Here is a 15,742-nt window from a genome sequence, read left to right on the forward strand (position 1 = left end):
GATCTCGTCGGTGAAGGCGAGCGCGGCGCGCTGGGTGTCGGTGAAGCAGGTCGCGGCCTGCCAGTTCGAAAGCGCCTCGTTCTGCTCGTCGGTGACACCGACATTCTTGCCGATGCGCTTGTGGGCTGCGACCTCGTAGGGCGCCTCGCAGAGAATTCCGGTGCGAGTGATCGCGAGCTCGCGCACGACCGGATCGAGCTCGCCTTTGTTGCGGATCGCGCCGCCGAGCCGGCAATACTGCACGAAATAGTCCGGCGAATGCGACATCATGCGAAAGATGTTGGCGTTGCGGTTCTTGGCGAGTATTTCGCGAGTGCGGTCGGACGCCTTCGCGGGATCGCTGTAGTCGATGCGGGCCATCGGTCACCTTGGGTCTGGTTTCTTGTCGTTGTCGAAGGAATTTCCGACGACACTATTCGCGCGCCGACCCAAGAGCAACAAGGAGGCAACATCACAGCAACATAGTCCCTTCAAATTGCCGCCTCATTGCTGATCGACCTTGAGACAGTCGATATTCGCCGCATGGGGACGATTGCGGCGGATACTCGCGAGTGGGGTGTTCCGAGTAAAAATCCGGCCGTCGTTTGCGCGAGCCACGCGCAACGATGAGTCGCGCCCAAGTCTAGGGAGAACAAGGCATGAAGGAAGCCTCAAGAAGGGCGGCCTCGGAAGCGCTCGCGCATATGCTGGCGGTGACGGCGATGCTCGTCATCGCCAGCATATTGTTCTACTCGCGGTGAAAGAGCTTTCGTCATTCCGGGGTGGTGGCGGGACCGCGCGAAGCGCGGCCCTCGAGCACCAAACCCAGAAATGTAACGAGTTCCAGGTTCGGTCCGGCAGGACCGCCCCCGAATGACGAATCCCCCCTACGCGACCCTGACGAAATACGGGACGAGGCGGCCCGCGAAGGTCTCGAACCGGGCCGCCACCTCATCGCCGATCGCCAGATCCTTTTCGCCATGCGCCATCATGCGAAAACCCTCGGTGCAGTCGATCAGCAGGATGTTGTAGGGCACGTGCGCCTTGGTCTCCGGCGTGGCGGCGCGGCACACCAGCGAAACCGCATACACGACGCCCTTGCCGCTCGCGCGCTGCCCGCGCGGATCAGGCGCCCCGCAGGCGGCGCAGAAGGCGCGATGGAAATATTGCACGCCGCCGCAGGCGCCGCACGACTGGTAGACGATCGCCGGCGCGCCTTTTGTCCAGTCCGCTACCCGTTCGCCGCTCATCGCACCTGCTCCAGGAACATGCTGACATGGGAGGACAGCACGCCGCCGTCGCCGTGCAGGAGCGCAATGGAGGCGTCGCGTACCTGGCGGTTTCCCGCCCGTCCCGTCATCTGCAGATGGGTTTCAACGAGATGCGCCATCGCGCCGCCGACGCCGCAATGGCCGTAGCTGAGAAGCCCGCCATGGGTGTTGAGCGGCATCTCGCCGCCGCGGCCGAACCAGCCGGCGCGCACGCGCGCCGCCGCCTCGCCGCGCCCGGCAAGCCCGAGGTCTTCCAGCAGCATCGCGAGCGTGACGCTAAAACTGTCGTAGACCGCGGCGTAGCGCACGTCGGAGATCGCGAGGCGTGAGGCCTCCTTGGCCCGCGCGATCGCGATTTCGGCGCCGAGTTCGCTGAGCGCTGGCGCGGCGGTGACATGCTGGTGGGTGTGCGCCTGAGCACAGCCGCGGACCTTGACGCCGGCCGCGCCGGTCCGCTCGCGGCTGACGACGAACGCCGCGCCGCCGTCCGAGACCGGGCAGCAGTCGAGCAGCTTCAGCGGCAGCGCGACGGGTTTTGAGGCCATGACGTCGGCGACCGTGATCGGCTCGTGGAACTGCGCGCCGGGATGGGTGCAGGCATGCGCACGCATCAGCACCGCGAATTCCGCCAGGTCCTCTTCGGTCACGCCGTACTCGTGCATGTAGCGGGAGGCGACGAGGCCGTAATAGGCAGGGATGGTCGGCCCGAGCGGCACCTCGTAGTCGGGATGGCCGACCTGCGCGAGTGCCTGGATCGAGGCGTCGCGGCTCTGCCCGGTCAGACGATTCTCGCCAGCGACCACCAGCACGTGCCTGACGACGCCGGCCTCGACGAGCTGATGCGCCAGCATGGTCATCGCAAGGCCCGTGGCGCCGCCGACCTGCACGGCATGGGCGTAGGCAGGGCGGACGCCGAAATGCTCGGCGAACACGGTCGCCAGCATGATGTGCGGCGACACGGTCGAGTAGCCGCAGAGGATGCCGTCGATCTCGGCGCGCTTCAGCCCGGCGTCGTCGATCGCGGCTTGCGCCGCGCGGCTCATCAGGTCGAGCGAGGACGAGCCGTCATGCCTGCCGTAAGGGGTGAGCCCGACGCCGGTGATGAAGCTCATGCGCAGCTCCTACTTTGCGTCCGGCGGCGGCACGGTCACGCCGTCGCGCACCAGCGCGGCGATCTCGTCGGCGGAATAGCCGATCTCCCGCAGAATCTCCTCGCCGTGCTCGTTGAGTCGCGGCGCGAGCCGCGCAGGTTCGGCCTCGGTGTCCGACCAGGTTGCGGTGACCTTCATGCTGCGGATCTTGCCCTCGGTCGGATGCTCGACGATGGGGAAGAAGCCGGTCGCCTCCAGATGCGGGTCGTGCAAGATGCTCTGCAGATCGTGCATCGGCATCACCGGGACGTCGGCCCTGGTGAGGAGCTCGATCCAATCGGCGGTGGTGCGGGTCTCGAAGATGCGGGCGAGCTCGGCATAGACGAAATCGATATTGGCGGCGCGCCCGGCGAAGCTCGCAAAGCGCGCATCGGCACCGAGGTCGTCGCGGCCGGTGGCCTTGAAGAAATTCTGCCACTGCTTGTCGTTGTAGACGATCACGCTGAGATAGCCGTCGGCGGTCTTGTAGGGACGGCGGTCGCGCGACAGGTGGCGGGCATAGCCGCCCTTGTCGAGCGGCGGCTCGAAGGTGAGCCCGCCCATGTGATCGCCCATGACGAACCCCGCCATGGTCTCGAACATCGGGATATCGACGCGCTGGCCGCGCCCGGTGCGGTCGCGGTGCACGAGGCTGGCGCAGATCGCGCCGACCGCGGTGAGGCCGACGATGCGGTCGACCAGCGCATTCGGCACGTAGCGCGGCACGCCGTCGCCGGTCTGCGCCATCAGCGCCGGCAGCGCGGTCGCGCCCTGGATCAGGTCGTCATAGGCGGGCTTGGCCGCGTAGGGACCGTCCTGGCCGAAGCCGAACACGCCGGCATAGACCAGGCGCGGGTTGATCTCCGAGACGACCTCATAGCCGAGCTGCAGCCGCGCCATCGCCTGCGGCCGGACGTTATAGACCAGCACGTCGGCGTCCCTGATCAGCCGCAGCACGGCCTCGCGGCCGGCCGGCTTCTTCAGGTCGAGGCTGATCGCGCGCTTGCTGCGGTTGGTGTTGAGGAACACCGGACCCATGCCGGCATGGCGCATCGGGCCGATCAGGCGGGTGACGTCGCCTTCCAGCGACTCCACCTTGACGACGTCGGCGCCGTAGTCGCCGAGCATCTGGGTCGCATACGGCCCCATCAACACGGTCGTCATGTCGACGATCTTGATGCCCGCCAGCGGCCCCATTCGTTCACTCCCGATTGCGCAGGGCCACGCGGCACCTCGCGATTTCGGTCCAACTAACGGCAGCGACGCGGCGAGATCAAGCGCGGCGGACGTATGGCCGCATGCGGCGGGCGCGCGCGTTTTTCGCGCACGGGCGGCGGAACCGGGCCGGTTATTTCTTCTGGCGGGCTTCGCGGATCTTGAGCAGCCGGTCGAGCTCCTCGTTCTGCTGGTTGATGCGCTCGGCGATGCGCTCCTCGTTCTGCTCGCCGGACGCCGCCGCCGCCTGCTCGATCAGCTGCCTGATATTGCCCTCGAGGATCGCGATGCGATCGTTGAGTTCGTCCAGCGACAGCGACTCTTCGTAGCTCATAAGGTAGTCCCCCGGGAATCGATTGGCAGGGTGGGCAAAGCGAAGCGTGCCCACCTCTTTACATTGCAAGACAAGAGGTGGGCACGGCGCGCTGCGCCTTTGCCCACCCTACAAGACTAGGGCTACTTCAACGGCTCCAGCACGGAGACGTAGTTGGCAACCGCCGCGCCGCCCATGTTGAAGATGCCGCCGAGCTTGACGTTCCTGAGCTGCATGCCCTCGGGCGCCTGTCCTGCGAGCTGCATCGCCGTCATCACATGCATGGAGACGCCGGTGGCGCCGATCGGATGCCCCTTGGCCTTCAATCCTCCGGATGGATTGACCGGCAGCTTGCCGTCCTTCAGCGTCCAGCCTTCCTTGATGGCGCGGGCGCCCTGCCCCTTCGGCGTCAGGCCCATCGCTTCATATTCGATCAGCTCGGCGACCGTGAAGCAGTCATGGGTCTCGACGAAGGAGAGGTCGGACAGCGAGACGCCGGCCTTCTGCAAGGCGCGCTGCCAGGCGACCGTGCAGCCCTCGAACTGCAGGATGTCGCGCTTGGACATCGGCAGGAAGTCCTGGGCATGCGCGGTGGCGCGGAAGCCGATCGACTTGCTCATGGTTTTCGCCGTCTCGGCATCCGCCAGCACCAGCGCGGCGGCGCCGTCGGAGACCAGCGAGCAGTCGGTCCGCTTCAGCGGCCCGGCGACGTACGGGTTCTTCTCGCTCTCGGCGCGACAGAAGTCGAAGCCGAAATCCTTGCGCATCTGGGCGAAGGGATTGGCGACGCCGTTCTTGTGGTTCTTGGCCGCGATCAGCGCCAGCGCGTCCGACTGGTCGCCATATTTCTGGAAGTAGGAGCTGGCGATCTTGCCGAACACGCCGGCGAAGCCGCCGACGGTGTCGCCGTCCTCCGGCAGGTAGGACGCCTTGAGCAGGTTCTTGCCGATCTCCGGGCCCGGCGTCCGCGTCATCTGCTCGACGCCGACCACCAGCACGATCTTGGCGGCGCCGGCCGCGATGGCGCGGATGCCCTGGTGCACGGCGGCCGATCCGGTGGCGCAGGCGTTCTCGACCCGGGTCGCCGGCTTGAAACGCAGCTGCGGGTCGGCCTGCAGCACCAGCGAAGCGGTAAAATCCTGCGGCGAGAAGCCGGCGTTGAAATGGCCGAGCACGATCTCGTCGACGTCGGAGGCGGAAATGCCGGCGTCCGCCAGCGCTTCGTTGGCGACGCGCACCACGAGGCTTTCCACGGTCTCGGTGTCGAACTTGCCGAACGGCGTATGCGCCCATCCGACGATGCTGGCGGTCATGGTCATTCTCCTTGGGTCTCGTCCAGACGGCTTTTCTAGCCCATCGGCGGCAAGACTTCACGCGGCTTTGAGGCTTTTCAGGGTGCGCCGGCACATGGCGGTCATGCCGGCCCAGTTTCCGGCCCTGATCTCCGCCGCGGGGCACAGCCAGGAACCCCCGACCGCCAGCACGTTGGGCTCGGCCAGCCAGCTTGCCGCGTTCGATTCGCCGATGCCGCCGGTAGGACAGAACCGCACGTTCGGAAACGGCCCGGCCAGCGCGCGCAGGCCCTTGATGCCGCCGGCCTGCTCGGCGGGGAAGAATTTTGCGAGATCGAAGCCGTACGCCAGCGCCTGCATCAGCTCGGATGCGGTCGCGATCCCCGGCGCGAACGGCAAGGCGCCGTCGGCGGCCGCCTTCAACAGCTCGGGCGTGGCGCCCGGGCTGATGCCGAACGCGACGCCGAGCGCTTCGGCGCGCGCCAGGTCGGCCGGGTTGAGGATCGTGCCGATGCCGACGACGGCCTCCGGCACCTCCGCCATCATTGCCTTCGCCGCCTCGATCGCCACCGGCGTGCGCAGCGTCACCTCCAGCGTGCGAACGCCGCCCGCGACCAGCGCCCGCGCCAGCGGCACGGCATCCGCCAGCCGCTCGATGGTCAGAACGGGGATGACGGTCGCGGCCTTGAACAGCGCGGCGAGCTTGTCCTGTCTGGCGATCATGGTCATGAGGCTGCTTCTTGGCGACGTCACTTCGTTGCCTGGCGCGGGGTCGGTGGTCGGCGCCGTTTCTTCGGCGGCATGGCATAGGCCGGAACGATTGCGCCGGGATAGCACACCACGAGGCTGGCGAGGCGATGCCCGGCCTGCGCGGCCTCGACCGGACCCGATCCCGCAAGCTTCGCGGCGATATAGGCCGCGGCAAAGCTGTCGCCGGCGGCCGTGGTGTCGACCACCGGCCTGTTCAGCGGCTCGGCCCGCACCTCGCTCGTGCCACCGGGAAAGCGCAGCAGGCTGACCGGCATGGAGAGCCGGAACACCAATTCCGGACCGGGGATGCGCGCCATCAGGTCGGCATGAGCTTCGCCGGGATAGAGCGCGAGCAGATCGTCCGTCGAGGCCAGCACGATGTCGGCGGCCGCGAACGCCACATCGAAGACCCTGCGCGCGACGTCGAGATCGGGCCAGCCGCGCGCGCGGAAATTGGTGTCGAACACGAAGCGGGTGCCGAGCAGCCGCGCCCGCTTCACCGCCGACAGCAGCCGCTCGCGGCCCGCATCGTCATAGATCGAGAGCGTGATCGCCGAGAGATAGATGAGGTCGTAGCTCGTCAGCGAATTGAGTATCTCGTCCGTCTCCGGCACGTCCATCAGCCGCCGCGCCGCCGAGCTTTCGCGCCAGTGGAAGAACCGGCGCTCGCCCTTGTCGTCAGTCTGGATCATGTAGAGCCCGGGCAGCTTGCCGGGCAGGCGCACCACCCGCCGCGTGCCGACGCCTTCGGCGGCCCAGGCCGCGACCATCTCCTCGCTCAGGACGTCGTCGCCGAGCGCGGTGAGATAATCGACGTTGACGTCGAGACGCGCGAGATAGACGGCGGTGTTGAGCGTGTCGCCGCCGAAGCCGCGCGAATAGAGGCCACCGCCCTGACCGCCTTGCGCCTGCCTGAGCTCGACCATGCATTCGCCGATGCAAGCAACGCGCGCCATCACAGCACCTGCTGCCATCACACGTCAGGCGACGAAGCTGCCGCCGAGTTCGTCCTCGATGTGGATGCGGATGATGTCATCGAAGGTCTTTTCGGCCGTCGTGAAGCCGAGCTCACGCGCCCGTCGCGCGTCGAAATTGCGCGGCCAGCCGCCGACGATGCCGACAATGAACGGATCCGGCTCGCGCCTGATGCGGGCGGCGACCTTCTCGCCGGCGACGCGCTTCAGCGCCGCGATTTGCTCGCCGACGGTCGCCGACAGGCCCGGCATGGTGAGATTGCGGCGCGGACCGACGGCGGCCAGGTCCATCGTGCCGGCGTGCAGCAGGAAACCGACCGCTGAGCGCGGCGTGGCGTGCCAGTGGCGAACGTCCTCGGAGACCGGAAGGATCGCCTCCTTGCCGGCGAGCGGCTCGCGCAGGATGTTGGAGAAGAAGCCGGAGGCAGCCTTGTTGGGCAGGCCCGGCCGGATGCAGATGGTCGGCAGGCGGATGCCGATGCCGTCGAGGAAGCCGCGGCGGGAATAGTCCGCCAGCAGCAGTTCGCCGATCGCCTTCTGCGTGCCGTAGCTCAACAGCGGGGTGTGGAAGAACTCGTCGCCGATGGCTTCCGGGAACGGCGCGCCGAACACCGCGATCGACGAGGTGAAGACCACGCGCGGCTTGTAGCCGCCGCCGGCAAGCCTGATGGCGTCGAGCAGCATCCGCGTGCCGTCGAGATTGATGCGATAGCCCTTGTCGAAATCGAGTTCCGCCTCGCCGGAGACGATCGCCGCGAGGTGGAAGATCGCGTCCGGCCGTCCCGCGATCAGCTTCTCGGCCGCTCCCGGCACAGCGAAATCGCCCGCGACCGTCTCGACCGGAAAGCCGGTCTTTTCCGGCTTGTTCGGCGCGACCACGTCATGCAGCGTCAGGCGCGTGATATCGTTCTTGCCGAGCCGGCCGTCGCGCAGCAGCCGCTCGACGAGCTTGCGGCCGACCATGCCGGCGGCGCCGAGTACCAGAATGTGCAAGAGCCTCTCCTTGCTTGTCTTGCTTGTCGTTATCGCGGGCCCGCAATCATTCCTTCACGGCGCCGGTCATCGCCGACACATAGTGCTCCACGAAGAAGGCGTAAAGGATGACGAGCGGCAGCGAACCGACCAGCGCCCCGGCCATCAGGGAGCCCCATTTGTAGATGTCGCCATCGACGAACTCGTTGACGATGGCGACCGGCACGGTCTTGTTCGGGGTCGACTGCAGGAAGGTCAGCGCGTAGATGAACTCGTTCCAGCACAGCGTGAACGAGAAGATGAAGGCCGAGATCAGGCCGGGCACGGCGAGCGGCACGACGATCTTGACCAGAATCTGCCAGCGGCTGGCGCCGTCGATCAGCGCGCATTCCTCGAGCTCGTAGGGAATCGTCTTGAAGTAGCCCATCAACAGCCACGTCGAGAACGGGATCAGCAAGGTCGGGTAGACCAGGATCAGCGACAAGGGCGAATCGAACAATCCGTAAGCCTGGATGACGGAGGCGAGCGGAATGAACAGGATCGACGGCGGCACCAGATAGGCAAAGAAGATCAGCACCCCGACCGTATCGGCGCCGCGGAAGCGCAGCCGCACGATGGCATAGGCCGCAAGCACGCTGGCGATGATCGACAGCACGGTGGCGCCGACGGCGACGTACATGGTGTTCCAGAGCCACCGCGGATACTGGGTTTCGAACAGCAACTTGCTGATGTGCTTGAGCGTCGGATGCACCACCCAGAACGGGTTGTAGGTGTTCATGTCGATCAGCTGTTCGTCCGGCTTGATGGCCGTGAGCACCATCCAGTAGAACGGGAACAGCAGCACGACGAGAATGATGAACAGCGGCAGATAGAGCGTGACGAGCCGCCTCGGCAGCGACTCCAGATAACTCATGCCTTCGGTGTCGTCGGCGGCGCGAGGCGCGGCGGACTGCAACGCGGAGTCAGTCATTGTTTCCTCCCTGCTGCCACTTGCGCCGCTGCATCCCGAACCAGGAGATCGCGATCGCGACCAGCAGGAACGGGATCATCGCGGTCGCGATCGCGGCACCCTCGCCCAGCCGGCCGGAAATGATGCCGCGCTGATAGCTCAGCGTCGCCATCAGGTGCGTCGCGTTGACCGGGCCGCCGCGCGTCAGCGCCCAGATCAGTTGGAAGTCCGTGAAGGTGAACAGCACCGAGAAGGTCATGACCACCGCGATGATCGGGGTGAGCAGCGGATAGGTGATGTAGCGGAAGCGCTGCCAGCTGGTCGCCCCGTCCAGCGTCGCCGCTTCATAGAGCGAAGGCGAGACCGTCTGCAGGCCGGCGAGTAGCGTGATCGCCACGAACGGAACGCCGCGCCAGATGTTGGCGACGATGACGCTGGCCCGGGCCGAATTGGGATCGCCGAGGAAATCGATGTTGTGCGAGATCAGGCCGAGCCTGGTCAGGGACCAGGAAATGATGGAGAACTGGGAGTCGTAGATCCACCAGAAGGCGATCGCCGACAGCACCGTGGGAACGATGAAGGGGATCAGGACGATCGAGCGGATGAAGGCCTTGAACGGCATGTTCCGGTTGAGCAGCAGCGCCAGATACAGGCCGATCGCGAACTTGATGGCGCTCGCGACCACGGTGTAGAGTACCGTGTTGAACACCGAGAGCCAGAAGATCGCATCGTCCCACAGCCACTCGTAGTTTTCGAGCCCGATGAAGGCTCCGCTGCGGCCGATGCGCGCATCGGTGAAGCTCATCCAGACGCCGAGCCCCAGCGGATAGGCCAGGAACAGGATCAGAAACGCCCCCGCGGGCATCATGAACCACAACGCGACGAAGTTACGGTTGGTGCGCAGGCGCGACCACGACGACACCTCCTCTTCCGCGGAGGTCCGAACGGGCATTGAGGTTTGAACGGTGCTCATTCCAACTCCACTTACGAAGGCAACGCTCGGCCTTCCGTAAAAAGCCGAGCGTCGCCGCAGTGCGGGTCCGAACGGCCGGCGCGCGATGCGCCGGCCATCCGATCAGCGGAAGATGCGCTTGGTCGAACGCTCGGCGGTCGCCATCGCGGTCTTCAGGTCTTCGCGCCCGGTGCAGTAATTGGCGAACATGTCGACGACCACGAAATCGGCGATCGCCGCCGCAGCACCCTCGCTCATTTGCGCGAGGCCCGCCGGCGTCATCGCGGTCGCGGCCACGTCGCGGTACGGCGTGTTCTTGGGATCCGCCGTCCAGATCGGATTGGCGTCGTAGGCCTTGAGGAAGTGCGACAGATAGCCCTGGGCGGCCTCGATCCACGGGTTGAACTGCGCCGGTTCGAGCAGGAAGGCGGTGAACGCCTTGCAGGTCTGCGGGAACTTGGTGAAGTTGTAGACGAGGATCGGGAAGCCGAGATGCAGCTCGCGGATCTTGCCGTCCACGCCGGGCGGCAGGTGCGCGTGGTTCATGTCCTCGGCGATCTTGGGCGCGTCCTTCTTGGCGGCGACGTAGATCGAGATGCCGTTCACCGTCAGGTAGAGCTGATCGGCCAGGAACGCCTTGTTGTTGTTGCTGTCGTTCCAGGACGCCGTGCCGGGGGTGAAGTTCTCGTAGAGGCCCTTCACGTATTCCAGCGCCTTGGCGGTTTCCGGCGAGTTGATGATGACCTTGTTGTTCTTGTCGATCAGGTTTCCACCATGCGCCCACAGCGCCCAGTGCAGCCAGCCGTTGGCATCGCCCGAGGCGTGACCGATCGCCATGCCACCCGGCGTGCCGTTCTTGTTCATGGCCTTCACGAGGTCGGCGAACCCGGCCAGATCCTTCGGGAAGGTCTTGTGCCCGGCCTTCTCCATGGCCGAGATGCGGTAGTTCACGAGTCCGCCCGTTGCAGCCACCGGAATGCCGATCCACTTGCCGTTGAGCTTGCCGTAGGCCTCACCCGAGGGCGTCCAGCCGCCGCCCACCTTGGCGAGATGGTCGGCGACGTCGGTCATGTCGGTGCACTTGGTCGGGAACAGGAAGGGCAGCGAATAGAGGCCCCAGACCATGTCCAGGCCCTGCCCGGTATTGGCCGCGACGGACGCCTTGGGCTGAACGTCGTCATAGGCTTCGTTGGACACCGAGATGGTGACGTTGTTTGCCTTCTGGAAGGCATCGACGATCTTCATGAAGGCGACGTCTTCGGCCTCGACGAAGCGCTTCCAGCGCAGCATGTTGATCTTGGCGCCAGCTTCGGGCTTCCACGGCGACGTCTGCGCCCAGGCCTTGGCGTAGCCCAGCAGCTCCTCGCTCGACATGGTGGCGGCAGCGGCCAGCAGGGTGGCGCCGCCCTTGAGCAGCGAGCGCCGGTCAGTCACGAAATCAGTCATCTCTGGTTTTCTCCTGTTTGGAATCTTCTTGGTTGGAAAACGAGGGCCGCCGCTCAGAGCCGGCGGCCGTTGTCCTTGTCGAACAGATGTGTCGACACCGCGCGCGGCCGCAGATGAACCTTGTCACCCGGATTGACGTCGTGGCGGTCGCGGAACACGGCGATGATGTCCTGCTTGCCGAGGCGCGCGACGATCTGCGTCTCCGAACCCGTCGGCTCCACCACGATGATCTCGGCCTCGATACCGTCGCTGGCGAATTCGAGATGCTCGGGCCGGACGCCGTAGACGACGGGGCGTCCGTCGGATGCGGTGGGCGCGGTGGTCAGCGGAAGCCTGGCTCCGTTGTCGAGCTCGACATAGGGCTGGCCGTTGGCCTTCAACGTGCCGTCCAGGAAATTCATCGCCGGCGAGCCGATGAAGCCCGCGACGAACTGGTTATCGGGCTTGTCGTAGAGATCGAGCGGCGAACCCATCTGCTCGACGATGCCGTCGTGCATGACGACGATCTTGTCGGCCATGGTCATGGCCTCGATCTGGTCGTGGGTGACGTAGACGGTGGTGGTCTTGAGCCGCTGGTGCAGTTCCTTGATCTCGGCGCGCATGGCGACGCGCAGCTTGGCGTCGAGGTTGGACAGGGGCTCGTCGAACAAGAACACCTGCGGATCGCGCACGATTGCGCGGCCCATCGCGACGCGCTGGCGCTGACCGCCGGAGAGTTGGCGCGGAAAGCGATCGAGCAGCGGCGTCAGCGCGAGAATCTCGGAGGCGCGCTTGACGCGTTTGTTGATCTCGTCGGTGTCTGCGCCGCGCAGCTTCAGCGAGAAGCCCATGTTGTCGGCCACCGTCATGTGCGGATAGAGCGCGTAGTTCTGGAACACCATGGCAATGTCCCGCTCCTTGGGCTGGACATTGTTCACGACGCGGTCGCCGATCGAGATCGTGCCGGAGGTGATGTTCTCGAGGCCGGCGAGCATGCGCAGCAGGGTCGACTTGCCGCAGCCGGAGGGGCCGACCAGAACGACGAACTCGCCATCCTCGATCGGAACGGTCACGCCGTGCAGGACTTCAAAATTGCCGAACGATTTTCGCACGTCGCGGATGTGCACAGACGACATCTAGTTCCCTCCTCCACGTCACGGCGCCCATGGGCACCGCTACCGTCTTGTTTTTCTGCGACTTCGCCGAACGAAGCCGGCTTTCTCGGCTCCGCATTGTCGGCAGTTTGCGCGGCTTTGGCAATTTGTCTTTGGTTAGTCGTGTCTGGTAGCGCTGTCAATGTTCCTTTGTTTGCGGAAGGGCCTGTGCTATGAGCAGATGATGGGACGGAAGCGCACCAAGTCAGGCAAGATCCGGCTGGCGGAAGTTGCCGAGCTCGCCGGGGTCAGCCCCATTACCGCGTCCCGCTTCTTCAGAAATCCCGAAGCGCTGTCGGTCGCCAAGCGGGCCCGCGTCGAAAGCGCGGCCAAGGAGCTCGGCTATGTGCCCAACCTGGCGGCACGCGCGCTCGCCTCGCAGCGCACCGAGGTCATCGCCGTCCTGATCCCGTCGTTGACGAACAACGTGTTCTCCGACGTGCTGCGCGGCATCTACGACGCCTCCGAGGGCAGCCGCTATTCGATCCAGCTCTCCAACACCCGCTACAGCATCCTGCAGGAGGAAAAGCTCCTGCGCCTGTTCCTGGCGCAAAAGCCGGCCGGGCTGATCGTCACCGGCATCGACCAGACCGCCGAGTCGCGCGCGATGCTGGAAGCGGCCGACTGTCCGATCGTGCAGATCATGGAGCTCGGGCCCAACCCGGTCGACATGATGATCGGCTTTTCCCACTACGATGCGGCGCGAGCGGCCGTGGCGCATCTGTTCGCCCAGGGCTGCTACAGAATAGGATTCGTCGGCGCGCGGATGGACCCGCGGGTACAGCGGCGGCTGGACGGCTACGTGTCGGCGATGAAGGAGGCCGGCCGCTTCGACCAGCGGCTGGTCGTCACCACGGCCACCCCGACCTCGGTTACGCTCGGCAGTGCGCTGTTTGCCGACCTGCTCGCGCGGGAGACCGGCATCGACGCCGTGTTCTGCGCCAATGACGACCTCGCGCTCGGCGTGCTGTTCGAGTGCCGGCGGCGCGGGATCGTCGTTCCCGAGCAGATTGCGATCATCGGATTCAATGACCTCGAGTTCATGGCCTCCGCCGTTCCGACGCTGACCAGCGTGCGGACCAACCGCTACGAGATGGGCAGGACGGCTGCCACGATGCTGATCGACGCGATCGAGGGACGACGGCCGGAACAGCCCGTGCTCGATCTCGGATTCAAGGTGATCGAGCGCCAGAGTTCGCTGGCGCGGCGCATGGAAAGCCGGCCGGCAGTGTCCGGGCACGCGGCCGGTTGAACATAATGATAGCGTTACCAAGCCGCGGCGATTAGTATCGGGCCGGTAAGGAAGCGACCGGCGGCGGGTCGGACGCGGACCATCGCTTGCGCTGTCGGGCATCGCGCGAGTGGACCCGCGCGGTCGCATTGCAGGAGAGACCAATGACAAGAAATCCAACCAACGGAAAGGGCCCTGCCGGCAGCCAGCGTCGGCTTCGCTCCCGGGAGTGGTTCGACAACCCGCATAATCCGGGCATGACCGCGCTCTATCTGGAGCGCTATCTCAACTACGGCCTGACCCGCGATGAGCTGCAGTCCGGCAAGCCGATCATCGGCATCGCGCAGACCGGCAACGACCTGTCGCCCTGCAACCGCCACCATCTCGACCTCGCGCACCGCGTCCGCGAGGGCATCCGCGCGGCCGGCGGCATCGCGATGGAATTTCCGACGCACCCGATCCAGGAGACCGGCAAGCGTCCGACCGCGGCGCTCGACCGCAACCTCGCCTATCTCGGGCTGGTCGAGGTCCTGTTCGGCTATCCCCTGGACGGCGTTGTGCTGACGACCGGCTGCGACAAGACGACGCCGGCCTGCCTGATGGCGGCGGCAACCGTCAACCTGCCCGCAATCGTGCTGTCGGGCGGACCGATGCTGAACGGCTGGTACGACGGCGAGCGCGCCGGCTCCGGCACCGTCGTCTGGAAGATGCGCGAGCGGCTCGCCGCCGGCGAGATCGACTATGAGCAGTTCATAGAGATCGTGGCGTCCTCGGCGCCCTCGGTCGGCCATTGCAACACCATGGGCACGGCCTCGACCATGAACTCGCTCGCCGAAGCGCTCGGCATGTCGCTGCCGGGCTGCGCGGCGATCCCCGCGCCCTATCGCGAGCGGGGCCAGATCTCCTACGAGACCGGCAGGCGGATCGTCGAGATGGTCTGGGAGGATCTCAAGCCGTCCGACATCCTGACCCGCAAGGCGTTCGAGAACTGCATCGTGGTGAATTCCGCGATCGGCGGCTCGACCAACGCGCCGATCCACATCAATGCGCTGGCACGCCACATCGGCGTCGAGCTTTCGATCGACGACTGGCAGAAGGTCGGCCACGACGTGCCGCTGCTGGTCAACATGCAGCCGGCCGGCTTCTATCTCGGCGAGGAGTTTCATCGCGCCGGCGGCGTGCCGGCGGTGGTGCGCGAACTCACGCAGAAGAAGCGCATCCACGAGGACGCGGTCACCGTCAACGGCCGCAGCATCGGCGAAAACTGCGCCGACGCGCCGAAGCCCGACAACGACGTGATCTGGAGCTACGACAAGCCGCTGGTGAAGGATGCCGGCTTCCTGGTGCTGCGCGGCAATCTGTTCGATTCCGCGATCATGAAGACCAGCGTGATCTCCAAGGAGTTCCGCGACCGTTACCTGAGCAACCCGAAGGACCCGAACGCCTTCGAGGGCCGCGCCATCGTGTTCGAGGGGCCGGAGGACTATCACGCGCGGATCGACGACCCCGCACTCGACATCGACGAGCGCTGCATGCTGTTCATCCGCGGCACCGGGCCGATCGGCTATCCCGGCGGCGCCGAGGTCGTGAACATGCAGCCGCCGGCGGCGCTGATCAAACGCGGCATCCTGTCGCTGCCCTGCATCGGCGACGGCCGGCAGTCGGGCACCTCGGGCTCGCCCTCGATCCTCAACGCCTCGCCGGAGGCCGCCGCCGACGGCGGCCTTGCGATCCTCAGGACCGGCGACCGCGTGCGCATCGACCTCAACAAGGGCGCCGCCAACATCCTGATCTCCGACGATGAGGTGAATCGCCGCCACGCCGAGCTGAAGGCCAAGGGCGGCTTCCCGCGTCCGGCGAACCAGACACCGTGGCAGGAGATCTATCGCTCGACCGTCGGCCAGCACGCGACCGGCGCCTGCATGGAACTCGCCACGCGCTACCACAACATCGCCGGCACCTTTGGCGTGGCGCGGGACAATCACTAGAGAGCCACCGCGCCGTCATTGCGAGCGAAGCGAAGCAATCCAGAAATCTCTTGTCGGAGACAGTCTGGATTGCTTCGTCGCTTCGCTCCTAGGAAGAAAGTGGGTGGGTACCGGTCTAAACTCAGTCAGAGTGGCTCACCCATTTTC

15 protein-coding genes are annotated in these 15,742 nt (G+C 65.8%); 2 read left to right on the forward strand and 13 right to left on the reverse strand.

The genetic code is table 11. The features are described 5' to 3' along the window. The 13 genes from KGM94_RS15775 to ugpC all read right to left on the reverse strand — a co-directional run. On the reverse strand, window positions 1-360 hold a 360-nt coding region (locus KGM94_RS15775), incomplete at its 3' end, for a carboxymuconolactone decarboxylase family protein (RefSeq protein ID WP_300260860.1). A gap of 506 nt (window positions 361-866) precedes the next feature. Next, window positions 867-1,229, reverse strand: coding sequence for an OB-fold domain-containing protein (locus KGM94_RS15780; protein WP_300260863.1), 363 nt, complete (start codon window positions 1,227-1,229; stop codon window positions 867-869). Beyond that, window positions 1,226-2,362 (reverse strand): thiolase family protein, encoded by a 1,137-nt coding sequence (locus KGM94_RS15785; RefSeq protein WP_300260866.1) that lies wholly within the window; start codon window positions 2,360-2,362, stop codon window positions 1,226-1,228. Before KGM94_RS15785 ends, KGM94_RS15780 begins: the two co-directional genes overlap by 4 nt. Before the next feature lie 9 nt (window positions 2,363-2,371). Beyond that, a complete protein-coding gene (locus tag KGM94_RS15790) occupies window positions 2,372-3,577 on the reverse strand; it encodes a CoA transferase (protein ID WP_300260869.1) in 1,206 nt (401 codons plus the stop codon). 151 nt (window positions 3,578-3,728) lie between these two features. After that, window positions 3,729-3,929 (reverse strand): hypothetical protein, encoded by a 201-nt coding sequence (locus KGM94_RS15795; RefSeq protein ID WP_300260872.1) that lies wholly within the window; start codon window positions 3,927-3,929, stop codon window positions 3,729-3,731. A 122-nt stretch (window positions 3,930-4,051) separates the two neighbouring features. Continuing rightward, the gene (locus tag KGM94_RS15800; protein WP_300260875.1) at window positions 4,052-5,221 is read right to left on the reverse strand and encodes an acetyl-CoA acetyltransferase; all 1,170 of its coding nucleotides are present in this window, start codon (window positions 5,219-5,221) and stop codon (window positions 4,052-4,054) included. 57 nt (window positions 5,222-5,278) lie between these two features. After that, window positions 5,279-5,929, reverse strand: coding sequence for a bifunctional 4-hydroxy-2-oxoglutarate aldolase/2-dehydro-3-deoxy-phosphogluconate aldolase (gene eda / locus KGM94_RS15805; protein WP_300260879.1), 651 nt, complete (start codon window positions 5,927-5,929; stop codon window positions 5,279-5,281). A 20-nt stretch (window positions 5,930-5,949) separates the two neighbouring features. Continuing rightward, a complete protein-coding gene (locus KGM94_RS15810; protein WP_300260882.1) occupies window positions 5,950-6,906 on the reverse strand; it encodes a sugar kinase in 957 nt (318 codons plus the stop codon). A gap of 24 nt (window positions 6,907-6,930) precedes the next feature. Then, window positions 6,931-7,917: a D-erythronate dehydrogenase gene (denD, locus tag KGM94_RS15815; protein WP_300260885.1), complete on the reverse strand. Its 987-nt coding sequence runs from the start codon at window positions 7,915-7,917 to the stop codon at window positions 6,931-6,933. Between the two features lie 46 nt (window positions 7,918-7,963). Further along, entirely contained in the window at window positions 7,964-8,866 is a 903-nt protein-coding gene (locus KGM94_RS15820; protein ID WP_300260888.1) for a carbohydrate ABC transporter permease, read from the reverse strand. Further along, entirely contained in the window at window positions 8,859-9,818 is a 960-nt protein-coding gene (locus tag KGM94_RS15825) for a sugar ABC transporter permease (protein ID WP_300260891.1), read from the reverse strand. Before KGM94_RS15825 ends, KGM94_RS15820 begins: the two co-directional genes overlap by 8 nt. A gap of 102 nt (window positions 9,819-9,920) precedes the next feature. Then, the gene (locus KGM94_RS15830) at window positions 9,921-11,243 is read right to left on the reverse strand and encodes an ABC transporter substrate-binding protein (protein WP_300260894.1); all 1,323 of its coding nucleotides are present in this window, start codon (window positions 11,241-11,243) and stop codon (window positions 9,921-9,923) included. Between the two features lie 53 nt (window positions 11,244-11,296). After that, window positions 11,297-12,358 carry a sn-glycerol-3-phosphate ABC transporter ATP-binding protein UgpC gene (ugpC, locus tag KGM94_RS15835; protein ID WP_300260898.1) on the reverse strand — a complete coding sequence of 354 codons (1,062 nt, stop codon included), beginning with the start codon at window positions 12,356-12,358 and terminating at the stop codon, window positions 11,297-11,299. A gap of 202 nt (window positions 12,359-12,560) precedes the next feature. Here ugpC and KGM94_RS15840 point away from each other — a divergent pair, with 202 nt between their 5' ends. Further along, the gene (locus tag KGM94_RS15840) at window positions 12,561-13,628 is read left to right on the forward strand and encodes a LacI family DNA-binding transcriptional regulator (RefSeq protein WP_366526248.1); all 1,068 of its coding nucleotides are present in this window, start codon (window positions 12,561-12,563) and stop codon (window positions 13,626-13,628) included. Window positions 13,629-13,771: 143 nt separating this feature from the next. Beyond that, entirely contained in the window at window positions 13,772-15,595 is a 1,824-nt protein-coding gene (locus KGM94_RS15845; protein ID WP_300260903.1) for an IlvD/Edd family dehydratase, read from the forward strand. The last annotated feature ends 147 nt before the right edge of the window (window positions 15,596-15,742 follow it).

The organism is Bradyrhizobium sp. (assembly GCF_028868675.1).
Lineage (GTDB): Bacteria > Pseudomonadota > Alphaproteobacteria > Rhizobiales > Xanthobacteraceae > Bradyrhizobium.